We start from the raw sequence: 21228 nt of genomic DNA, 5'->3' as shown, positions 1-21228 counted from the left end.
ACTACACAGCGGGACCGGCGGAACAACTGCCGGTCCCGCTGTGTTGGGTAGTATGAAAAGGCGCCGCGCGGCGCCAAGCCAGCCGGCCGCCGTCGTCCATTCCATGGCGGCAAACCAGGCAGGCTGACGTTTGTCCCCAAAGGAGTTCTGTGTCTTCACATCCCATTCGTGTTGCAATCGTTGGCGTGGGTAACTGCGCCGCCTCGCTGGTGCAGGGCGTCCAGTACTACAAGGACGCCGATCCCGCGGATACCGTTCCGGGCCTGATGCATGTTGAGTTTGGCCCGTACCACGTGGGTGATGTTGAGTTCGTCGCCGCGTTTGACGTGGACGGCAAGAAGGTCGGCGTTGACCTTTCCGATGCCATCTCGGCGAGCGAGAACAACACCATCAAGCTCGCCGACGTTCCCCCCACCGGTGTGACGGTGCAGCGCGGCCACACCCTGGACGGGCTGGGGAAATACTACCTGGAGACCATCGAGCAGTCCACCGAAGAGCCCGTGGACGTGGTCCAGGCCCTGAAGGACGCCAAGGTTGACGTCATGGTCTGCTACCTGCCGGTCGGTTCGCAGCAGGCTGCCGAGTTCTACGCCCAGGCAGCGATCGACGCCGGCGTTGCCTTCGTGAACGCCCTGCCGGTCTTCATCGCCGGGACCAAGGAGTGGGCTGACAAGTTCACCGCCGCCGGTGTGCCCATCGTGGGCGATGACATCAAGAGCCAGATTGGCGCCACCATCACCCACCGCGTGATGGCGAAGCTGTTCGAGGACCGGGGCGTGACCCTGGACCGGACCTACCAGCTGAACGTCGGCGGAAACATGGACTTCAAGAACATGCTGGAGCGTGACCGGCTGGAGTCCAAGAAGATCTCCAAGACCCAGGCCGTGACCTCCAACGTTGAGGCCGAACTGGCTGCCAAGGACGTGCACATCGGCCCGTCCGACTACGTCCAGTGGCTCGATGACCGCAAGTGGGCCTTTGTCCGCCTGGAGGGCCGCAACTTCGGTGACGCCCCCGTGTCGCTGGAGTACAAGCTGGAGGTGTGGGATTCCCCGAACTCCGCCGGTGTAATCATCGATGCGATCCGTGCCGCCAAGATCGGCCTGGACCGCGGCATCGGCGGCCCGCTGCTGTCGGCGTCGAGCTACTTCATGAAGTCCCCGCCGGAGCAGTTCAACGACGACCTCGCCCGCGAAAAGGTCGAAGCCTTCATCCGCGGCGACGTAGAGCGCTAACCCTTACGCACCGCTTTAGGACGCTCCCTCACCAGTTCACCTGTGGGGGAGCGTCCTCCGTTAACACGCCCGCTCACATTTGGCATGTTTTTTACTAACCCCGGCTCAACTCTGACGCGTCTTCCAGGAACGCCCGCTCACTTTTGGCCGGAATTTTGACGACGCCCGCTCACGTTTGGCATGTCTTGCCTGGACGCCCTCACATTCGGTGGCCTTGCTCGGGTGACTAAACGTATTGTCCTCTGGCAGGCGCAAAAGGGCCGAGAATAATGTTCAGAGGTGCGAAAGGCAAGAGCTGCTGAATCACTTGCTGGCGAACCCTGAGCTGATTGAGGGATCGACCGTTGAACTACTCAAAGCCCGCTTGATCTTCTTGATGGCAGCCGCGAAATCATCTTCCTGATCGGCCTTATCGATAATGACGACGGTCCACCCAGCCGCTTCGAAGGCCTTGTCCCGGCGCCGATCGCTCATGCGCTGCGGTTCCAACAGGTGATGGCCGCCGTCGTATTGGATGGCAACTCTCCGTCGTCGAAAACCGAGGTCAGCAGACGGCGATCGCGCGTCCTCCGGGCGAAGCCGAACCTGCAACTCGGGTTCGGGCAGGCTTGCCTCCAGCATGGACAATCGAAGGAACGTTTCCGGCGCAGAGTCCGATCCGACCCGCATCAGGTCCAGCGCCTGCCTGGCACGAACAACACCCTGAAGATTTGGGTGTTGGGCGACCAAAGACCGCAGTTCCTCAACTGTTGAGTACGCGCCATCCCTGCCCTCGAGTTCCAGGCGGGGTTTCCGGACGAGTTCGTCTCCCATGGCCACCAAGTCGTTCAGAGGCAGCTGCCGTGCCATGTCCAACCACGTTCGCGCCCTGGTGCTGAGCCAAATCCCCTCGACGAACTCGACCTCACCAGGCTTCACTATGACCCGGTGGCCATGGATTCCTTTTCTCCGTGCTCCGGGAAGGGCAGTGGATTTGCTGAGGTGCAGCTCGTTGGAGTCTGAGAGCCATGCGGGCAGGAGGGAACCTCGGAGCCTGGCTGAGGTTACGTGTGAAATCCACGCTCCGGGCGTCGCCTCCGATAGTGCACGGGCAGCGTCCTCCAGACAGAAATCCCAGCCGGCCGGACGGTAGAGTCCCCGGCTGATGTGCTGAATATCCCCGCGCCGCAAGCGGTTGCGGTGTAGCCCTGCACTCCTGGAATTCTCGAGCGTGAAAGGGCTGCTGGCCAATCGACCGGGTAGGGGCGGGCGGAATCGCATACTGCATTCTCATACAAACAGAAGGCGCTTGTTTGAGGTTATCCACAGGCGACCAGCAAGCGGTAGAACGTGAGCGGGCGTTTCTAAAAGACTTGCCAAAGGTGAGCGGGCGTTTCTAAAAGTCCCGCCAAAGGTGAGCGGGGGTTTTAGGTGAGGCCCACGGGGTTGCCTTCCGCATCCACGTCCATCCGCAGGGCTGCCGGGGCGGCGGGGAGGCCGGGCATGGTCATCACCGCGCCGGTCAGGGCCACGATAAAGCCCGCACCGGTTTTCGGCAGCAGGTCCCGGACGTGGATGGTGAAGCCCTTGGGTGCGCCGAGGCGGGAGGCATCGTCCGTGAACGAGTACTGCGTCTTGGCCATGCAGACCGGCAGGGAGCCCCAGCCGTTCCGCTCGATATCGGCCAAGCGCTTCAGTGCCGGAACGGAGAAGTCCACGCCGTCGGCACCGTAGATCTCCTGGGCAATGGTCCGGATCTTGTCCTCCACAGGCAGCTCCAGCGGGTACAGATGCCGGAAACTGCTGGGCGTCTCCACTGCCTGGGCCACCAATGCGGCGAGCTCGTCACCGCCGTCGCCACCGCCGCCGCGGCCCCACACGTCCGCAACGGCCGCCCGTACCCCCTCCGCGGCGCACCACGCCAGCAGCCAGTCGAGTTCCTCGGGCGAATCGGACGAGAACTGATTGATGGCCACCACCGGCGTGACCCCGAACTTCTCCACATTGCGCACATGCCTGCGCAGGTTGACCACGCCCGCCTCGAGGGCAGCAACATCCGGCCGGGTCAGCTGGTCCTTGGCCACCCCGCCCTGCATCTTCAGGGCACGCACGGTAGCCACCACCACGACGGCGGATGGGGCCAGGCCGCCGTACCGCGCCTTGATGTCCATGAACTTCTCGGCGCCCAGGTCCGCACCGAAACCGGCCTCCGTCACCACGATGTCCGCCAGCCGCCGGGCGGTCTGAGTGGCGATGAGCGAGTTGCAGCCGTGCGCGATGTTCGCAAAGGGACCGCCGTGCACCAGCGCAGGAGTGCCGGCAATGGTCTGCACCAGATTGGGCTTGACCGCCTCCTTGAGGAGCAGCGTCAAGGCACCCTCCACCCCAAGGTCCGCCACGGTCACGGGCGCCCGGTCATACGTGTAGCCAAAGGTGATGCGGCCCAGCCGGGAGCGCAGGTCTGCAAGGTCCGTGGCAAGGCAGAAAACGGCCATGATCTCCGATGCCACGGTGATATCGAACCCGTCCTGGCGCGGCACGCCCTGCGTGGGACCGCCCAGGCCAATGACCACCTCCCGCAGGGACCGGTCGTTTATGTCCAGGACGCGCTTGAACGTCATCCTGCGTGGATCGATGTTCAGCGCGTTGCCCTGATAAATATGGTTGTCCACCAGCGCCATCAGGGCGTTGTTGGCTGACGTGATGGCGTGGAAGTCCCCGGTGAAATGCAGGTTGATCTCGTCCATGGGCAGCACCTGCGAATAACCTCCGCCGGTGGCGCCGCCCTTCATGCCCAGGACCGGGCCCAGCGACGGCTCCCGCAGCGCGATCATCACCTTGTGCCCCGCCCGTGCCAGCGAGTCCGCCAGCCCAACGGTGGTGGTGGATTTGCCCTCGCCCGCCGGAGTGGGCGACATGGCCGACACCAGCACCACCTTGCCGTGCGGAGCGGGGGCAGCGAGGCGGCCAGGATCGATCTTCGCCTTGTACCGCCCGTACATCTCCAAGGCGTCGGCATTGACCCCGGCGGCAGCCGCAATGTCCCCAATGGGCCGGATCCGGGCAGCACGTGCTATTTCAAGATCAGAAGGAAACGCTGACATCCTTGTCCTTTCCTGCACCGGCCCGCGCCGGAGACCTGCCCCTAAGCTAACAGGAGCAGGGCGGAGGACGAAGGAACGTCAGGAAGCGGGAACCACCGGGGCCAGGCGGCGGACCACAAAGTTGTCGACGGCGGCATGGTAGCTTTCCAGCGTAATGGCGGCAGTGCGCTGCCAGCCGGAGTTCTGAGCACGGATGGCGGCGGCACGCCCCAGGTCCTCGCGGGTGGCGGGGTCGTCGTACAGGGCCTCCAGTGCGTCGGCCCAGTCGGCAGCGTGGTGGCCGTCCACCAGCAGCCCGGTGCGGCCGTGGAAGATGGCGCGGGACAGCCCGCCCACGCGGGTGGCCACCACGGGCGTGCCGCAGGCCTGGGCCTCGAGGGCCACCAGTCCGAAGGATTCGCTGAAGGAAGGCATCACCACAACGTCGGCCGCGCGGAACCAGGACGCAAGCTCAGGTGCCTTGACGGGCGGAAGCTGCGTGACGACGTCGTCCATTCCCGCCTCCTTAATCAGGCAACGGAGGTTGAATTCCTTGTTGCCGCTCAAGGCGCCCAGGATGGTGACGCGCAGGTCGATGTCGGGGCGGCGCTTCCGCAGCAGCGCGGCGGCCTTGACCAGCACCTGCGGACCTTTCAGCCGCTGGATCCGGCCAGCGAAGACCAGATGGAAGGTGTCCGGGCTGACGCCGTGCTCCGCCCTGGACCGTGCCCGGAACGCCGGGGTGAACGTGGCGAGGTCCACGCCCGGCGGCGCGATATCGATGCGGTCGTAGGTGGCCCCGTAGTGGGAGACGAGCTCGGCGGCCTCGGAACTGGTGTTGGCGATGAGCCTGGACGCGCCCTCCACAATGCGGTGCTCGCCCAGCTCACGCCGCCGCGGCTCCGGCTGTTCGCCGGACTCCAACAGAAGGTTCTTGACCTTGGCCATGGTGTGCATGGTGTGCACCAGCGGGACGCCCCACAGCTGGGACAGCTCCAGCCCCGCGATCCCAGACACCCAGTAGTGCGAATGGATCACGTCATAGCGCCCGTGCGGCTGGCGCCGGCGGATCTGCTCGATCTCCGCCACCATGGCGTGCAGCAGCCCTGGCAGCTCCTCCTTGGGGATCTTCCTGGGCGGCCCGGCCAGCACGTTGTGCACGCACACCCCGGGGTCGGGATGCTCGACGGCGGGCTGGTCGACGGAAGTGGCGCGCGTAAAGATCTCCACCTCAACACCCGCCTCGGCCAGCGCGGACGCCAGCTCGCGGATGTAGACGTTCATTCCGCCGGCATCGCCCGAACCGGGCTGTTCCATGGGGGAGGTGTGGAGGGAGAGCAAAGCGACCCTGCGGATCAGTGCCATGGAACCTCCTTCCGGGCGCCGGCGCGTGTGAGCGGAGCCGGTTCAGTGCGCATTCGGTAAAACACTACTCCTTCCCGTAACGCCCACCGCCCTCCCACATCTTCCCCAGATCCGGAAATTCCTGTTCGTAGCCGGCCAGGAGCCTGGCGGCCAGGTCCGACGAATCCACCAGCGGATGCCGGGCGAAGGCCGCGAGGGCCGCGGCACGGTCCCCGGTTGTGGCGGCCCGGACCGTGGACCGCTCCACCTCCTTGACCCGCTGAAGCAGCTCGAGCTGCGCGCCGGCGGGCATCTGCTGCGGCAGCGGGACGGCGCCCGCGCTGGTGACAGTGCAGGGGACTTCGACGACGGCGTCCGCGGGAAGGCCGGGAATGGCGGGTTGGGAAGGGCCTGGGCCGGCCGGGGTCGGTTCGGGTGCCCGCGTTTCCGGATTAGCCAAGGGAGGCAGTGCGTTCCGGGTGTTCAGGATCAGCTGGGCCTCCCCGCCACCGGCCAGAGCACGCATGGCAGCCAGCGCCACCCGCTCATACCCGCCACCGGCAAGGTCCTCCTCGGTCCGGCGTTCGCCGTCACGCCGTGCCTCGGCCAGGTACCCCTCCTCCCGCGACCGCCGGGCCTCCTCCCACAGCCGGTAGGCATCAGGCCCTGCCGCGGCCAGACGCGGATACAGCTCCTGCTGCTGGCTGTGGATGGTTTCACCGCGGGTCTGCGCCATGGCCTGCATCGCCCGCCGGGCGGTGCCCTGCTGGTAGTAGTAATACAGGTACTCGTTGGGCAGCAGCCCCAGTGCGGCCAGGAACGGCTGCGGAAAGAGCCTGCCCTCCTCGAACGACTGCAGGGCAGCGGCGTCTGCCAACAGGCCAGGCAGCACATCCCTCCCGCCGGACTCCAGCCGGTACAGCCAGCCCAAGTGGTTCAGCCCGTAGTAGCCCACGCCGTCGAGCCGATCCTTAGACAAGGGGACGCCCGCAGCACGCGCGGCCCGCTGCACCAGACCGCCCGCCGAGTCGCAGATCCCCACGACCCGGTTGCCCAGGACAGGGAGGAGCGCCTCCGTAACCATGCCGGCCGGGTTAGTGAAGTTGATCAGCCAGGCGTCCGGGCAGCGCTCCCGCATCAGCCGGGCAAGGACAAGCATGTGCGGAATGGTCCGGAGGGCGTAGGAAATCCCGCCGGCGCCGGTGGTTTCCTGCCCCAGCAGCCCAAGGTCCTGGGCAGCTTTCTCATCGGCGACCCGCCCTGCCGTGCCGCCCGGGCGGATCGCCGCGAATACCATGTCGGTACCGTCAAGGGCGGAGGCAAGATCGGCCGCGGCACGCACGGGAAGCCGCGCACCCTGGCTCGCGGGCATGCTCTGCAGCACCGAGGTGACTGCCTGCAGCCGGGCGGGATCGACGTCGTACAGCACCAGCTCGGTGACCAGACCGGAAAAGGGCCCGGCCACCAAAGCCCGGTATATCAGCGGCACCCGGAAACCCCCGCCGCCGGCAATCATCAGCCGCATGCATGAAGTCTAGGACCGGCCTCTGACACCGTGTCCAGGCCGTTCCAAAGGCCCTACCGCAGCACGGCGGTGCGGCGTATCCTGCGCACTATGGACGCGATGCCAGCCCGCCCCTTCGATCCGCTGGCTGCCGTCCGATCGCACGCCGAGCCGGGGTTCGACCTCCTGCTCGCCGGGACCGTTTTCCAGGACATCATCTTCACCGGACTGCCGCACGGGCCCGAACCGGGCACCGAAATCTGGAGCGACGGCATGGGCAGCTGCCCCGGCGGGGTGGCGAACCAGGCCATCGCCGCGGCCAGGCTGGGGCTGCGCACCGGTCTAGCGGCTGCATTTGGGGACGACGGCTACGGGGACTTCAACTGGAAGATCCTCTCCGGGCAGGAGCATGTGGACCTGAGCCTGTCCCGCCGCGTCCCGGGCTGGCACTCGCCCGTCACCGTGTCCCTCTGCGTGGACCAGGACCGCTCCCTGGTGACCCACGGGCACTCCGCCCCGGTGACAAACTCCGAACTGATCGGAGACCCGCCCAACACGCTCGCCGGCATAGCCGAGGTGGGCCTGGAGATGGAACCGTGGGCCCGGGCCGCGCATTCGGCCGGAGTGAAGCTGTTCGGGGACGTGGGATGGGACCCCAGCGGTGAGTGGGCGCCGGTGCGGCTGGACAACCTGCAGTACTTTTACGCCTTCCTGCCCAACCAACGCGAGGCCATGGCCTTCACCGGCAAGGACAACCCGTGGAACGCCCTCTACGCACTGGCTGACCGCGTACCCGTGGCCGTGGTTACCCTCGGAGCGCAGGGCGCCATGGCGGTGGACTCGGAAACGGGTGAGGAGGAATGGGTGCCGTCCCTGCCGGTCAAGGCCCACGACCCCACGGGAGCCGGCGACTGTTTTGACGCCGCATTCATCGTGGGCACCCTCGCAGGGTGGCCACTGGGGGACAGGCTGCGGTTTGCCAACCTGTGCGCATCGCTGGCCGTGCAGGAGGTGGGCGGATCCCTGGCAGCACCGGGCTGGGGGGACATCGCCGACTGGTGGAAACGCGCCAACGCCCGGCCCGAACGGCAGACCAGCCAGTGGCTGCGGCGCTTCGGGTTCCTGGCGGACATCATCGAGGACGTGCCGTTGGCTGCCCAGCGCCGGGCCTCAGCCACCATCGCGCACCTCTCGGATGCCTGAGTGATGCTGGAGGCCCTGATTATTCGGCGCGAAGTGCCCGCACTAGAATCAATTAGGTGACCTACCCCGCAACAACCGGTGAATTCAGTGCTGCCTCCGGGCCGGACCCCCGCCATGAGCGGTCCGCCGTAATCGACCTGGACGCCATCCGGCACAACGTCCGCCGGCTTGCCGCCGCTGCTTCCCCCGCAAAAGTCATGGCGGTCGTCAAGGCCGATGCGTACGGGCATGGTGCCGTTCCAGTGGCCCGCGCAGCCCTGCAGGCAGGCGCCTCCTGGCTTGGCGTGGCCCACATTTCCGAGGCCCTCGCGCTGCGTGCCGCCGGCATCGATGCGCCGCTGCTCGCCTGGCTGCACACCACGGACAGTAACTTTGGCGCGGCCGTGGCTGCCGGCGTCGACATCGGCTGCTCCGGCTGGGAGCTGGAACGCATCGTTGCCGCGGCACGTGAGCAGGAACGCCCCGCCCGCATCCACCTGAAGGTGGACACCGGGCTTGGCCGCAACGGCGCCACCCCTGAGACCTGGGACCGGCTGGTGGGGGAGGCCGTGGAATACCAGGACCAGGGACTGCTGCGCGTGGTGGGCATCTTCTCCCACCTGGCCGTCGCCGACGAACCGGAGCGGCCCGAAACAGACCAGCAAGTGGCAGCCTTCCGTGAGGCGCTCGCTATCGCCGAGGATGCGGGCGTGGACCTTGAGGTCCGGCACCTGGCCAACACCCCGGCCACGTTGTCCCGGCCGGACACCCACTTCGACCTGGTGCGCGTTGGCCTGGGCATTTACGGGCTTTCGCCGTTCGATGGGACCACGTCCGCTGAGCTGGGCCTCCGCCCGGCCATGACCCTGCGCACCTTGGTGTCGCAGTGCAAGGCCGTTCCCGCGGGGCAGGGCGTCTCCTACGGGCTGCACTACCGCACCAGGGAAGCCAGCACCCTCGCGCTCATTCCGATGGGTTATGCCGACGGCGTTCCCCGCGTCGCCACCGGCGGTCCCGTCCGCATCGCCGGCAAGACCTACCCCGTGGTGGGGCGGATCGCCATGGACCAGATGGTTATTGACCTGGGGCCGGAAACTTCTGGAGCCGGCCTGCAGGGCACCGAAGCGGAACTGTTCGGTAGCGGCGCGGACGGTGGGCCCACGGCTGACGACTGGGCGCGCGCCGCCGGAACCATCAACTACGAGGTGGTGACGCGGATCAGCCCACGCGTTCCCCGCCGTTTTATCAACGAGGACCAGCCGGCGGACAACAGCCAGGGCCTGGCGGGCGTGCCCGGCAAGGCAGGAGCCGCATGAGCGCGCCCGGGCAGTTGGCGGCCAACTGGGAAAAGACGTTTACGGCGACGACGGCGGAACAGACCCACGCGTTCGGTACCCGCTTGGCGGGGGTGCTGCGGGCCGGGGACCTGCTGGTGCTCTCCGGCGAGCTTGGTGCCGGGAAGACCACCTTCACGCAGGGGCTGGGCGAGGGCCTGGGGGTTCGCCCGGGCATCATCTCGCCCACCTTCGTCCTGGTCCGGATCCATCCCAACCTGCCGGGCGGTCCGCGTCCCGGCGGCCCGGACTTGGTCCACGTGGATGCGTACCGGCTGGGCTCGGCCGCGGAGATCGATGACATCGACCTTGAAAACACCATGGACTCCTCCGTCACGGTGGTGGAGTGGGGGCACGAACGGGTGGAACACCTGAGCGAGAGCCGGCTGGAGATCGACCTGCACCGTGCCATCGGACTGGGTGGCATCGGGCTGGGGACCACCCGGCCGGGAACCTCCGTGAACCTGGACTTCGACGGCGAGGACACTGACGAACCCCGCACTATCGTGATGCGCGGCTATGGGCCCCGGTGGGAAACCGCTCCCGAACTCGGAAGCCCGGAAGGGAGCAACCCGTGCTGATCCTCGCCATTGATACGTCGGCCGTGGCCAGCGCCGCGCTGGTGTCGGACGATGCCCCGGAAAGCGTGGTGGCAAGCTTCGCCACGGAGGACACCCGCAGCCACGCGGAGGTGCTCGCCCCGGGCATCCACACCATGCTGTCCGAGGCGGGAGTCAAGGGGCAGGACGTCGACGCCATCGTGGTGGGCGTGGGGCCCGGCCCCTTCACTGGGCTGCGTTCGGGCATTGCCACGGCGCGCACCCTGGCATTCGTCTGGGGCAAGCCCCTGCACGGCGTGATGAGCCTGGACGCCGTGGCCCTTGAAGTTGCCGAGTCCACGGCGGCGCCTTCCGAGTTCCTGGTGGTCACGGACGCCCGCCGCAAGGAGGTCTACTGGGCCCGCTACAGCCTAAGTGATGCCCAGTTGCCCCAACTGGAGGACGGCCCGCACGTCGGGTTCGCGGCAGACCTGCCGGACCTGCCAGCCTTCGGTGCAGGTGCCGGGCTCTACGCCGAGACGCTCCAGGCCCACCCCGAGTTCGCCGGCGAGCAGCCGGACGCCCTGTACCTTGGCCAGTTCGCCCTCGCGCGGCTCGCCTCCGGACATACCTTGCTGGACTCCACCCCCCTCTACCTGCGCGAATCGGACGCGCAGGTTCCCGGACCACGGAAGCGGGCATTGTGACCACCATCCCGGACCCCCGCATGGCCGGAATCACCATCCGCGACATGACCCTGGACGACGTGCCCGCCGTCGGCGTTCTCGAACACAAGCTCTTCCCGATTGACGCCTGGCCCGTGCAAATGTTCCTGGACGAGCTCTCCCAGCCGGAGACCCGCCACTACCTGGTGGCGGAGGGCAGCGACGGCATCGTAGGGTACGCCGGCCTCATGTGCATCGAGCCCATCGCGGACGTCCAAACCATCGCCGTCGTCCCTGGTTATGAGGGGCGCGGCATCGGCAGCACGCTGCTCACGCACCTGATCGACGAGGCCCGCCAGCGGGGCGCGGCCGACGTCCTGCTCGAAGTCCGTGCCGACAATCCCCGGGCGCAGCAGTTGTATGTGCGGTTTGGCTTCGAACAGATCCATATCCGGCCCCGCTATTACCGCGACGGCGTGGACGCCCTCATCATGCGCCTCCAGCTGACCGCACCGCACCCCGAAGGCCACGAAGCAACGGAAGCAGGCCAGGCATGAACCGTACGCAGCCCCTGGTACTGGGCATCGAATCGTCCTGCGACGAAACCGGCGTGGGCCTCGTCCGTGGCACTGAACTCTTGACCAACACGGTGTCGTCCTCCATGGACGAGCACGTCCGCTTCGGTGGGGTCATCCCCGAGATCGCTTCCCGGGCGCACCTGGACGCCTTCGTCCCCACCCTCGAGCAGGCCCTGGCGGACGCCGGGGTGAGCCTGGAGGAAGTGGACGCCATCGCGGTCACCTCCGGACCCGGGCTTGCCGGCGCGTTGATGGTGGGCGTGTGCGCTGCCAAGGCGCTCGCCGTAGCCACCGGAAAGCCCCTGTTCGCGATCAACCACCTGGTGGCGCACGTCGGCGTGGGGCTCCTGGATGACCGCGCGAGCGGCCGGAAGCAGGAGCTGCCGGAAAACCTGGGGGCCCTGCTGGTGTCCGGCGGCCACACCGAAATCCTGCGGATCAACAGCATCACCAGCGACGTGGAACTCCTCGGCTCCACCATCGACGACGCCGCCGGCGAGGCATACGACAAAGTGGCACGCATCCTGGGGCTCGGCTACCCGGGCGGACCCGCCATCGACAAAATGGCCCGCAGCGGCAACCCGAAGGCGATCCGCTTTCCCCGCGGCCTCACCCAGCCCAAGTACATGGGCACGGCGGATGAGCCCGGGCCGCACCGGTACGACTGGTCCTTCAGCGGGCTTAAGACGGCGGTAGCCCGGTGCGTGGAGCAGTTCGAGGCGCGCGGGGAAGAGATCCCCGTGGCAGACATCGCGGCGGCGTTCCAGGAGGCGGTGGTGGACGTGGTTTCGTCCAAGGCGGTCCTGGCTTGCCGCGAGCACGGCATCAAGGACGTCCTGCTGGGCGGCGGCGTGGCCGCAAACTCCCGCCTGCGGGAACTCACCGGGCAGCGTTGCGCCTCCGCCGGCATCCGGCTGCATGTTCCGCCGCTGGACCTCTGCACGGACAACGGCGCCATGGTGGCCGCCCTCGGTGCCCAGCTGGTGATGGCGGGCGTCGAGCCCAGCGGGATCGGGTTCGCCCCGGACTCGTCGATGCCGGTCACCGCAGTGTCCCTTCCGGCCTGAGCCCTTCAACCCGCCAGATGCTCCATCAGATATGGCTCCCAAACCGGCGGTTTAGGAGCCATATCTGATAGAGCAACTCAGGCGGTGAGAGTGGCGATGACAAGCAACGCCACGTCGTGCAGGCCATGGGCAGTTCCGGTGGCGAACGTTGAGCAGTGCCGGATCTTCATCCGGGCAGCGCTCCACAGCACACCGAAGAACATGGTTACCAGGACCTGAAGCACGTCCTGGCCGCCAGGGTAATGCCACAGTCCGAAGAGCGCCGAGGACAGCAGCACGCCGGTTGCCCCGGAGCGCAGGTTCCGGCGCAGCGCGCCCAGGACGTAGCCGCGCCAAATGAACTCCTCGCCAAACCCCACCAGCAGAAAGCTGCGCAGTGCCGCGTACAGGAAGGGCAGCAATCCGGTCTGGCCTTCGCCAAACATGTGGAAGCCCAGCGCAGCCAAGGCCAGGGTCACGGCCAGCGTGACGGCCAGGAGCGCAAGGGCAGTCAGAAGCTGCAGCCCGGTATGCCGCGTGGAGAACCCGACGGCGGCGGCGAACCTGATCCCCTCAGCCCGGCCTGCCAGGGCAACGGACCCGAAGGAAACCACGAAGGGTGCAAGGCTGGCGGCGATCTGAACCGGAGGCTGGGCCTGCTCCGTGGCAGCAGCCAGCAAAGGCCAGAGCGCCGCCACGGCGAAGAGCACGAGCAGCACGCCTATGAGGGGAAGGAGCCGGCCGGTCCGGCTGCCCACAGGAACCGTAGGGGACACCCAGCCTCCTTCCCGCAGGAACTCACACGCCTACAAGAAGAATTGCCCCGTACTGCGGGGCCGGGCAGGGCCCAAAGGCACATCAAACCCCTCAAACACCAGTTGCTCTATCAGATATGGCTCCCAAACCGGCGGTTTGGGAGCCATATTTGATAGGGCAAGTCAGGCGGTGGGGCCGTTGCGCATCTGCTTGACCAGGTCCAGCACTACGGCCTGCAGGTTTCCGCCGTTTTCCTCGGCCACGCGGCGTTGGCGCTGGTAACCGGCACCGCGGCGGACGATCTTCTCCACATCGGCAAGCTCGTCGGAGCAGCGCAGCTTGGCCGCCACCGGTTCCAGCCGGTTCAGCGTTTCCAGCAGGTGGTCGGTGACCAGCTGCTCGCGGCCTGCGGCGTCGATGATGATGATGGCGTCCAGGCCGTACCGGGCAGCACGCCACTTGTTCTCCTGGACGTGCCACGGTGGCATGGTGGGGATGGTGCCGCCGTTGTCCAGGATGGTGGAGAACTCGTCCACCAGGCACTGGGTGAGCGCCGCGATGGCGCCCACTTCCTCCAGCGTGGCCAGGCCGTCGCAGATGCGCATCTCAATGGTGCCCAGGGCCGGAACAGGCCGGATGTCCCACCGGATCTCCGAGATGGTGTCGATGACGCCTGTGGTGAACATGTCCTGCACGTAGGACTCGTACTCTTCCCAGGACCTGAACTGGAACGGCAGGCCCGCGGTGGGGAGCTGCTGGAACATCAGGGCCCGCTGGGACGCATATCCGGTGTCCTCGCCACCCCAGAACGGGCTGGACGCGGAGAGCGCCTGGAAGTGCGGAAAGTAGTTGACCAGGCCGTCCAGGACGGGGAGGGCTTTGTCCCGGCGGTCCAGCCCCACGTGGACATGGACGCCGTAAATGACCATCTGCCGGCCCCACCACTGGGTCCGGTCAATGAGCTTGGCGTAGCGCGCCTTGTCGGTGACCGGCTGCAGCTGCGGCGGGCTGAAGGGATGGCTGCCGGCGCAGAACAATTCCACGCCCATGGGATCTGTGATTTCGCGGACAGCGGCGACGGACCGGCTGAGGTCCTCCTTGGCCTCGGCCGCTGTCTCGCAGATACCCGTGACCAGTTCCACCGTGTTCAGCAGCAGCTCCTGCTTGATGTGCGGATGTTCGTCGTCTTCGTTGAGCTCGGGGTGGCGGGAGGCCACGCCGCGGAGCACCTGGTTGGCCACGGAGGCGAGCTCGCCCGTCTTTCCGTCCACCAGGGCAAGCTCCCACTCAACACCGAGGGTCGACTGCCTCGATGACGCGAAGTCGATCTTCACACGTTTCCTTACTCTCCGGTTTGCCGCTGGCTGATGCCGCTCACAGGCTGCTGCCGGCAGGCGAACGGGTGTTTCAAGTCTATAGGGCAGGGGTAGCATCCTATTGATGGCACCATTCCCCCTGCGTCACAGCCCTGCCAAATTCTTCCCCCTCCTCCTGGCCTTGTCAGCCCTCGCCCTGGCCTCGTGTTCCCCATCCCCGAACGCGGCCCCGCCGTCGTCCTCCGCGCCGCCCACCGAGGCGTCCCCAGCGGCACCGGCAAGTACGACGCCGGAACCTCCTTCAGCTTCTCCGTCACCCGATCCGGGTTCCCGGCCTTTGGGGTGGGGACCGGAGCAGCGGGACCAGGACGCCGCCGCGGCGGCCGTGGCGGCGATGTCGCCGGAGCAAAAGGCCGGCCAGGTCCTGCTGCCGTTCTTCAAGGGCAATCAGGTGGAGGCCCACGCCGCGCTCATCCAGCGCCTGCATCTTGCGGGGTCCATCATCATGGGCGACAACGTGCCGCTGGACGGCCAGGGAAACGTCGACGTGGCCGCCATGGGAGCCGTGAACCAGCGGCTGCTGCAGGCTGTTGCGGCCGACGGCCGGCGCTGGCCGGGGATCATCGGGGTGGACCAGGAAGGCGGTGCCGTGGCACGCCTCGGGGCGCCCCTTACCGACTGGCCCACTCCCATGAGCTACGGTGCCGCCGGAAACCCGGACCTCACGCGCAAAGGCGGCAAGGGACTGGCGGCTGAGCTGGCCCCGCTGGGCTTCGATCTGGACTTCGCCCCCGACACCGATGTAACCATCGGTCCCAGCGACCCCACCATCGGGGCCCGCTCCATGTCCGCCGACCCCGTGGCAGCGGCCACCCACGGCGTGGCCTTTTCGCAGGGCATGCTGGACGCCGGCGTGCTTCCCAGCGTCAAGCACTTCCCGGGACACGGATCCGTGACTGCAGATTCGCATCTGAGCCTTCCCGTGCAGCCGGCCGGCATCGACGCTCTCAGGGCCCGGGACTGGAAGCCCTTCCAGGCCGCCGTGGGCGCAGGCCTGCCGATCATCATGACCGGGCACATCGCCGTGCCTGCGCTGGAACCCGGCGTGCCGTCGTCGCTCTCTGCCCCGAGTTACGCGGCACTGAGGGGGCTGGGCTTCAAGGGGGTGGCCGTGACTGATGCCCTTAACATGGGCGCGGTGGACAACCAATACCCGGCTGGGGCTGCCGCGGTGAAGGCGCTCGCCGCCGGCGCCGACCTGCTGCTGATGCCGGCGGACGTGGCACAGGCCCATGCCGCCATCGTCCAGGCCGTCGCCGCGGGCACCCTTCCCGCCGCCCGGCTGGATGAGGCAGCGCAGCGGGTGGCCACCATGATGATCTGGCATGCCCGGACCAAGCCTGCTCCCGGAACGCCGGGCGCCGGTGCTCCGGCCGGAAGTGCTGCCGCCTTGTCGGCCCAGGTGTCGGCGTCTGCCGTCACGGTGGTGTCCGGCCCCTGCGCCGGACCGCTGGTGCCCGGCTCCGTGCGTGTGGCCGGCGGGGGACCGGGGGACCGGGAGCGGTTCGAAGCCGCAGCCGCCCGCGCCGGCGTCAAGACCGGTTCGGGACCGCTGGTCAACCTGATCGGTTTCGGCGGAAAACCGGCCGGGGGCGACATCGCGGTGGCCCTGGATGCCCCGTGGCCGCTCCAGGGCTCCACTGCGCCGGTGAAGCTGGCTCTTTATGGGCACACGGACGCCGCTTTCGATGCACTGGCCGCCGTCCTGGCTGGGAAGGCGCCCGCCCCTGGGAAGCTTCCCGCCGCCGTCGGGCCCTTCCCTGCGGGAACCGGCTGCCCCTGACCGCACCACGGCGCCGGGCGAACGCGGGTTTAATGGTCTGGTGCCCATTCTGAATAAAGACATGACCCTTTGCATCTCGCTCTCGGCCCGGCCCAGCAACAACGGGACCCGGTTCCACAACCACCTGTATGGCCAGCTGGACCTGAACTGGATCTACAAGGCGTTCGCGCCCACCAACCTGGAGCAGGCCATCGCCGGTGTCCGCGGGCTGGGCATCCGCGGCTGCGCCATCTCCATGCCATACAAGGAAGACGTCATCGCGCTGGTGGACGAGATGGATCCGTCTGCCAAGGCCATCGACTCCGTGAACACCATCGTGAACACGGACGGGCACCTCAAGGCGTACAACACCGACTACACGGCCATCGAGCAGCTGCTGGCCGCCAATGCGGTGCCCACCGACTATTCGGTGCTGGTCCAGGGCGCGGGTGGGATGGCGAAGGCCACGGTCGCTGCCCTGCGGGACGCCGGCTTCAAGGACGTCACCGTCATCGCCCGGAACGAGGGCGCCGGGCGTGCGCTCGCCGACCAGTACGGCTTCCAGTGGCGTGCAGCGCTCGACGGCGGGACGGCCGACCTGATCATCAACGTCACCCCCATCGGCATGGCGGGAGGGGCGGAAGCGGACAGCCTGGCTTTTCCTGCCGAAGCCATCGAGGCCGCCCGCGTGGTGTTCGACGTGGTGGCGCTGCCTGCCGAAACGCCGCTGATCCGCGCTGCCAGGGCAGCCGGCAAGCCAGTCATTACCGGGGCGGAGGTGGCCACCATCCAGGCGCTGGAGCAGTTCGTCCTGTACACGGGGGTAAGGCCGACGGGAGAGCAGGTGCGGGCCGCCGAGGAATTCATGCGCGCCCAGTAGCTGCGCGAGGGGCTCCCGGCCAGGCAGTCAGACGGGTTCCACCACGATAGCCACCCGGTCCTCGCCGATGCGGGTCAGGACCAGGGTGGCCGTTTTGCCGCCCTTCCTGGCTCCGCCCTTGCCGCCGGTGTTCTTCCCGCCCGGCAGCAGCTGCTTCCGCAGCTCTTCCGGGGTCACCGCGGTGCCGCGTTTCTTGATGTCCAGCACGGTGATTCCCTCCTGCTTCACCCACGCCTTCAGCGCTTTGACGTTGTAGGGCATGACCTGCAGGACCTTGTAGGCCCTGGCAAAGGGGGTGTCCAGGAGCTCCGGGGCGCAGATGTAGGCGATGTGCTCATCCACCAAGTGTCCGCCGAGTTCCAGCGCCACGTCCGCCACCAACCCGGCGCGGATCACGGCGCCGTCGGGTTCGTACAGGTACCCCTCCACGGCTCCCACCGGCGCTGTCGGGCCGGCGCCGAAGTCCTCCCCGCTGGTGAGCTCGGCCGGCCCTTGGGAACCCAGGACCAGGGCAGCGCGGCGGACACCGGGCCTGCGCACGGCGTTGAACCACAAGGTCACTTCGGTGACGTCGCCGCCTACCGACACCCATTGCGCCTCGCACCCGGCGGGAACGGATTCGTGCGGCATGCCCGGGCCCATCTTCACTCCCACCGCCTTCCCCCCGGCGGCGAGCGACTCCACGAAGGACAACGGCGGCGAGAACGCCTCGGGGTCCCAGATCCGTTTGGTGCCGGAGGTGGAGGTGACGCGGCGGGCCGGATCCAGCCAGACGCCGTCGATCCCTTCCAGCGGGACCGCCGCCGCGTCCGCGTGGACCACCGTGGCGTTGGGGAACGGGATGAGGTTCACTGTGGCGCAGGCCGCGGTGGTTTCATCCATTTCGACGGCGGTGACGTTGATGTCCAGGGAAGCCAGGGCCAGTGAGTCGGCGCCGAGGCCGCAGCCCAGGTCCGCCACGTGGTTGATCCCCGCAGCCGCGAACCTGCGTGCGTGGTGGGCGGCGACATTCAGGCGCGTGGCCTGCTCCAGTCCGGCCTGGGTGAAGAGCATCTGCCGGGCAAACTCGCCGAATTTCGCCTCGGCCCGGGTCCGCAGCCGGGACTGCGTGAGCACGGCGGATACGAGCTCGGGAGAGTGCCCGGCCTTGCGGAGGGCGGAATTAAGCTCGAACGAATCCTCGTCCCGGTAGGGGCCCAGGGACGCCAGCAGCTCCCAGCCCTCGGGGGTCAACAGCGGTGCGATCTGGTCCTGTGCAATCTGGTCCTGGGGAGCGTGAGCCATGGGTTCCAGCGTAGTGGAGGAGCGCGCGGCCGGGATGCGGATACTGTTGAAACCATGGATGAGAGCGCAGCCCCCGGAGAGACCGCGGACCACGAGCCCCGCCACAGCGGGCCGGCCAGGTTCGCCCGTCCCGTGCTGATCGCCGCTGCCGTGGTGGCCGTGGTCTGCATCGCCCTGCTGGTGATCATCTTCCTGCTGGACACCTTTAACGCCACCGTCTACTCCGTGGGCGGCAACGACATCCAGGACAACACCCAGGAGGCCAAGGACATCCGCGGGCTGTACGACGGCGCCCGGGCGGGGAGCATCGTTTTCCTCGTTATTGCGCTGCTCACCGCAGCGGGATCCGGGTGGTTCCTCTATCGGGGCCGGAAGCAGGGTGGCGGCGATTCCGACGGCGGCGAAGACGTGGACTTCGACGACCTGGGCCGGTAGGTGCGCTGCGGCTTCGGCCCCGCCACCCGGCGTCGTACGTCCTGCTAATGGCGTACGCCCGTGACGAAACGTTGGCACTCACCTTGACCGAGTGCTAACCCTTACATAGAGTCTTCATTAGCACTCTCCCTAGGAGGGTGCTAACACATGAAGAGCTGCCAGCCAGGCTGCTGCCGGCACCGCGACGACGGTTTGCCAGCTACGGCGGAAAGCTTTCCAGTCCACGAATTTGCTGACGAAAAGGAGAGGTCCGAGTGTCGGTCTCTATTAAGCCTCTTGAGGATCGTATTGTTGTCCGCCCGCTCGAAGCCGAGCAGACCACGGCTTCCGGCCTGGTCATCCCGGACTCCGCACAGGAGAAGCCGCAGGAAGGCGAAGTTGTCGCAGTAGGCCCCGGCCGCTTCGAAGACGGCAACCGCGTCCCCGTTGACGTAGCCGTTGGCGACGTTGTCATCTACTCCAAGTACGGCGGAACCGAAGTCAAGACCGGCGGCACCGAGTACCTTGTGCTCTCCGCCCGCGACGTCCTGGCGATCGTCGTAAAGTAACTCTTCCGGATCCCCGTGCCGCCGGCCATGCTCATGCTGGCCGGCAGTGCGGGGTTCTGTCTTTGAAAGGACAAAACCATGGCAAAGCAGCTTGCGTTTAATGACGCTGCCCGCCGGTCCCTTGAGGCCGGCATCGATAAGCTCGCGAACACCGTCAAGGTGACGCTCGGCCCGCGCGGCCGCAACGTCGTCCTGGACAAGAAGTGGGGCGCCCCCACCATCACGAACGACGGCGTCACCATCGCCCGCGAAGTGGAACTGGACGATCCCTACGAGAACCTTGGCGCCCAGCTGGCCAAGGAAGTAGCCACCAAGACCAACGACGTTGCCGGCGACGGCACCACCACCGCCACGGTCCTGGCCCAGGCCCTGGTCAAGGAAGGCCTGCGCAACGTTGCAGCCGGCGCTGCCCCCGGCCAGATCAAGCGCGGCATCGAAGTTGCGGTTGAAGCCGTGGCTGCCCGCCTGCTGGAGAACGCCCGGCCGGTTGAAGGCACCCAGGTGGCAAACGTTGCCGCCATCTCCGCCCAGAGCGACGAAATCGGCGAGCTCCTCGCCGAGGCCTTCGGCAAGGTGGGCAAGGATGGCGTCATCACCATCGAAGAGTCCTCCACCACGCAGACCGAACTGGTCCTCACCGAGGGCATGCAGTTCGACAAGGGCTACCTGTCCCCGTACTTCGTCACCGACGCGGAGCGCCAGGAAGCTGTCCTCGAGGACGCACTCATCCTGATCAACCAGGGCAAGATCTCCTCTATCCAGGAATTCCTGCCGCTGCTCGAAAAGGCGCTGCAGGCCTCCAAGCCGCTGTTCATCATTGCCGAAGACGTTGAGGGCGAGGCCCTGTCCACGCTGATCGTCAACCGCATCCGCGGCACCCTGAACGTCGTTGCCGTCAAGGCTCCGGGCTTCGGTGACCGCCGCAAGGCCATGCTGCAGGACATCGCCACCCTCACCGGCGCGCAGGTTGTCTCCCCGGAGCTGGGCCTGAGCCTGGACTCCGTTGGCCTGGAGGTGCTGGGTACTGCCCGCCGCATCACCGTCACCAAGGACAACACCACCATCGTGGACGGCGCCGGTTCGGCCGAGGACGTAGCGGCACGGGTTGCCCAGCTGCGCGCCGAGCTGACCCGCACCGACTCCGACTGGGACCGCGAAAAGCTCCAGGAGCGCCTGGCCAAGCTGGCCGGCGGCATCGGCGTCATCAAGGTCGGCGCGGCCACCGAGGTTGAGCTGAAGGAAAAGAAGCACCGCATCGAGGACGCCGTGTCCTCCACCCGCGCTGCCCTTGAAGAAGGCATCGTCTCCGGTGGCGGCTCCGCCCTGGTCCACGCCCTCAAGGCACTGGATGAGGACGCCTCGGTCAAGGCCCTGGAAGGCGACGCCGCGGCAGCCGTAGGCATCGTCCGCCGCGCGCTGGTCCAGCCGCTGCGCTGGATCGCCCAGAACGCCGGCTTCGACGGCTACGTTGTCGCCGCCAAGGTTGCCGACGCCGAGATCAACCACGGCTTCAACGCCAAGTCCGGCGAGTACGAGGACCTGATCGGCGCGGGCGTAATCGACCCCGTCAAGGTCACCCGCGCAGCCCTCCGCAACGCGGCCTCCATCGCCGCACTGGTTCTCACCACCGAGACCCTGGTCGTGGAGAAGCCGGCCGAAGAGGACGAGCACGCAGGCCACAGCCACTAGCGGCTAAGT

General features: G+C 67.3%; 19 protein-coding genes. 12 read left to right on the top strand and 7 right to left on the bottom strand.

Translation table 11 applies throughout. The features are described 5' to 3' along the window. The first annotated feature begins 149 nt into the window (after window positions 1-149). Window positions 150-1235: an inositol-3-phosphate synthase gene (locus ACFO0G_RS02350; protein WP_376976309.1), complete on the top strand. Its 1086-nt coding sequence runs from the start codon at window positions 150-152 to the stop codon at window positions 1233-1235. A gap of 303 nt (window positions 1236-1538) precedes the next feature. Here ACFO0G_RS02350 and ACFO0G_RS02345 read toward each other — a convergent pair whose 3' ends face one another. The 4 genes from ACFO0G_RS02345 to ACFO0G_RS02330 all read right to left on the bottom strand — a co-directional run bounded on the left by ACFO0G_RS02345 (window position 1539) and on the right by ACFO0G_RS02330 (window position 7166). Next, a complete protein-coding gene (locus ACFO0G_RS02345; RefSeq protein WP_376976308.1) occupies window positions 1539-2084 on the bottom strand; it encodes an endonuclease domain-containing protein in 546 nt (181 codons plus the stop codon). Between the two features lie 557 nt (window positions 2085-2641). Beyond that, window positions 2642-4318, bottom strand: coding sequence for a formate--tetrahydrofolate ligase (locus ACFO0G_RS02340; RefSeq protein WP_376976307.1), 1677 nt, complete (start codon window positions 4316-4318; stop codon window positions 2642-2644). A 78-nt stretch (window positions 4319-4396) separates the two neighbouring features. Continuing rightward, complete coding sequence (gene mshA, locus ACFO0G_RS02335; protein WP_286398125.1) at window positions 4397-5662, bottom strand: D-inositol-3-phosphate glycosyltransferase; 1266 nt, start codon at window positions 5660-5662, stop codon at window positions 4397-4399. Window positions 5663-5726: 64 nt separating this feature from the next. Further along, window positions 5727-7166, bottom strand: coding sequence for a family 4 glycosyl hydrolase (locus ACFO0G_RS02330; RefSeq protein WP_376976306.1), 1440 nt, complete (start codon window positions 7164-7166; stop codon window positions 5727-5729). A 90-nt stretch (window positions 7167-7256) separates the two neighbouring features. Between ACFO0G_RS02330 and ACFO0G_RS02325 the strand changes: the two genes are divergently transcribed. From ACFO0G_RS02325 to tsaD, 6 genes are read left to right on the top strand one after another with little or no spacing between them, the layout of a single operon-like run. After that, the gene (locus ACFO0G_RS02325; RefSeq protein ID WP_376976305.1) at window positions 7257-8348 is read left to right on the top strand and encodes a carbohydrate kinase family protein; all 1092 of its coding nucleotides are present in this window, start codon (window positions 7257-7259) and stop codon (window positions 8346-8348) included. A gap of 56 nt (window positions 8349-8404) precedes the next feature. Then, window positions 8405-9643 (top strand): alanine racemase, encoded by a 1239-nt coding sequence (gene alr / locus ACFO0G_RS02320; protein WP_286398120.1) that lies wholly within the window; start codon window positions 8405-8407, stop codon window positions 9641-9643. Next, window positions 9640-10242, top strand: a complete 603-nt coding sequence (tsaE, locus tag ACFO0G_RS02315) for a tRNA (adenosine(37)-N6)-threonylcarbamoyltransferase complex ATPase subunit type 1 TsaE (RefSeq protein WP_376976304.1) — start codon at window positions 9640-9642, stop codon at window positions 10240-10242. Before alr ends, tsaE begins: the two co-directional genes overlap by 4 nt. Further along, window positions 10236-10907 carry a tRNA (adenosine(37)-N6)-threonylcarbamoyltransferase complex dimerization subunit type 1 TsaB gene (gene tsaB / locus ACFO0G_RS02310; RefSeq protein ID WP_286398116.1) on the top strand — a complete coding sequence of 224 codons (672 nt, stop codon included), beginning with the start codon at window positions 10236-10238 and terminating at the stop codon, window positions 10905-10907. Before tsaE ends, tsaB begins: the two co-directional genes overlap by 7 nt. A gap of 20 nt (window positions 10908-10927) precedes the next feature. Then, a complete protein-coding gene (gene rimI, locus ACFO0G_RS02305; RefSeq protein ID WP_376976658.1) occupies window positions 10928-11422 on the top strand; it encodes a ribosomal protein S18-alanine N-acetyltransferase in 495 nt (164 codons plus the stop codon). Next, window positions 11419-12510 (top strand): tRNA (adenosine(37)-N6)-threonylcarbamoyltransferase complex transferase subunit TsaD, encoded by a 1092-nt coding sequence (tsaD, locus tag ACFO0G_RS02300; RefSeq protein ID WP_286398114.1) that lies wholly within the window; start codon window positions 11419-11421, stop codon window positions 12508-12510. Before rimI ends, tsaD begins: the two co-directional genes overlap by 4 nt. 77 nt (window positions 12511-12587) lie before the next feature. On the opposite strand, the gene ACFO0G_RS02295 is transcribed toward tsaD, so the two are convergent. Together ACFO0G_RS02295 and ACFO0G_RS02290 are read right to left on the bottom strand one after the other, a co-directional pair. After that, the gene (locus tag ACFO0G_RS02295) at window positions 12588-13265 is read right to left on the bottom strand and encodes a CPBP family intramembrane glutamic endopeptidase (RefSeq protein WP_376976303.1); all 678 of its coding nucleotides are present in this window, start codon (window positions 13263-13265) and stop codon (window positions 12588-12590) included. A gap of 162 nt (window positions 13266-13427) precedes the next feature. Then, the gene (locus tag ACFO0G_RS02290; RefSeq protein WP_376976302.1) at window positions 13428-14579 is read right to left on the bottom strand and encodes a glutamate--cysteine ligase; all 1152 of its coding nucleotides are present in this window, start codon (window positions 14577-14579) and stop codon (window positions 13428-13430) included. Window positions 14580-14955: 376 nt separating this feature from the next. Here ACFO0G_RS02290 and ACFO0G_RS02285 point away from each other — a divergent pair, with 376 nt between their 5' ends. Together ACFO0G_RS02285 and ACFO0G_RS02280 are read left to right on the top strand one after the other, a co-directional pair. Further along, complete coding sequence (locus ACFO0G_RS02285; protein ID WP_286404510.1) at window positions 14956-16404, top strand: glycoside hydrolase family 3 N-terminal domain-containing protein; 1449 nt, start codon at window positions 14956-14958, stop codon at window positions 16402-16404. A gap of 40 nt (window positions 16405-16444) precedes the next feature. Beyond that, complete coding sequence (locus ACFO0G_RS02280; RefSeq protein WP_286398110.1) at window positions 16445-17263, top strand: shikimate 5-dehydrogenase; 819 nt, start codon at window positions 16445-16447, stop codon at window positions 17261-17263. A gap of 27 nt (window positions 17264-17290) precedes the next feature. On the opposite strand, the gene ACFO0G_RS02275 is transcribed toward ACFO0G_RS02280, so the two are convergent. Further along, window positions 17291-18547, bottom strand: a complete 1257-nt coding sequence (locus ACFO0G_RS02275; protein WP_376976301.1) for a class I SAM-dependent methyltransferase — start codon at window positions 18545-18547, stop codon at window positions 17291-17293. A gap of 54 nt (window positions 18548-18601) precedes the next feature. On the opposite strand from ACFO0G_RS02275, the gene ACFO0G_RS02270 reads away from it, so the two are divergent. From ACFO0G_RS02270 to groL, 3 genes are all read left to right on the top strand, one after another. Beyond that, window positions 18602-18982 carry a hypothetical protein gene (locus tag ACFO0G_RS02270; RefSeq protein ID WP_376976300.1) on the top strand — a complete coding sequence of 127 codons (381 nt, stop codon included), beginning with the start codon at window positions 18602-18604 and terminating at the stop codon, window positions 18980-18982. Between the two features lie 254 nt (window positions 18983-19236). After that, entirely contained in the window at window positions 19237-19530 is a 294-nt protein-coding gene (groES, locus tag ACFO0G_RS02265; RefSeq protein ID WP_003805290.1) for a co-chaperone GroES, read from the top strand. Between the two features lie 78 nt (window positions 19531-19608). Then, entirely contained in the window at window positions 19609-21219 is a 1611-nt protein-coding gene (gene groL, locus ACFO0G_RS02260) for a chaperonin GroEL (RefSeq protein ID WP_376976299.1), read from the top strand. Window positions 21220-21228 lie beyond the last annotated feature (9 nt).

The organism is Arthrobacter sedimenti (assembly GCF_042652025.1).
Classification (GTDB): Bacteria; Actinomycetota; Actinomycetes; order Actinomycetales; family Micrococcaceae; genus Arthrobacter; species Arthrobacter sedimenti.
Note: the sequence above shows the minus strand (reverse complement) of the source record. Positions and strands in the feature narration are given on the sequence as shown.

Coding starts and splice junctions, on each gene's coding strand:
- ACFO0G_RS02345 (WP_376976308.1), bottom strand. CDS start 2,084: ATGGCACGGCAGCTGCCTCTGAACGACTTGGTGGCCATGGGAGACGAA.
- ACFO0G_RS02340 (WP_376976307.1), bottom strand. CDS start 4,318: ATGTCAGCGTTTCCTTCTGATCTTGAAATAGCACGTGCTGCCCGGATC.
- mshA (WP_286398125.1), bottom strand. CDS start 5,662: ATGGCACTGATCCGCAGGGTCGCTTTGCTCTCCCTCCACACCTCCCCC.
- ACFO0G_RS02330 (WP_376976306.1), bottom strand. CDS start 7,166: ATGCGGCTGATGATTGCCGGCGGCGGGGGTTTCCGGGTGCCGCTGATA.
- ACFO0G_RS02325 (WP_376976305.1), top strand. CDS start 7,257: ATGGACGCGATGCCAGCCCGCCCCTTCGATCCGCTGGCTGCCGTCCGA.
- tsaE (WP_376976304.1), top strand. CDS start 9,640: ATGAGCGCGCCCGGGCAGTTGGCGGCCAACTGGGAAAAGACGTTTACG.
- rimI (WP_376976658.1), top strand. CDS start 10,928: ATGGCCGGAATCACCATCCGCGACATGACCCTGGACGACGTGCCCGCC.
- tsaD (WP_286398114.1), top strand. CDS start 11,419: ATGAACCGTACGCAGCCCCTGGTACTGGGCATCGAATCGTCCTGCGAC.
- ACFO0G_RS02285 (WP_286404510.1), top strand. CDS start 14,956: ATGTCGCCGGAGCAAAAGGCCGGCCAGGTCCTGCTGCCGTTCTTCAAG.
- ACFO0G_RS02275 (WP_376976301.1), bottom strand. CDS start 18,547: ATGGCTCACGCTCCCCAGGACCAGATTGCACAGGACCAGATCGCACCG.
- ACFO0G_RS02270 (WP_376976300.1), top strand. CDS start 18,602: ATGGATGAGAGCGCAGCCCCCGGAGAGACCGCGGACCACGAGCCCCGC.
- groL (WP_376976299.1), top strand. CDS start 19,609: ATGGCAAAGCAGCTTGCGTTTAATGACGCTGCCCGCCGGTCCCTTGAG.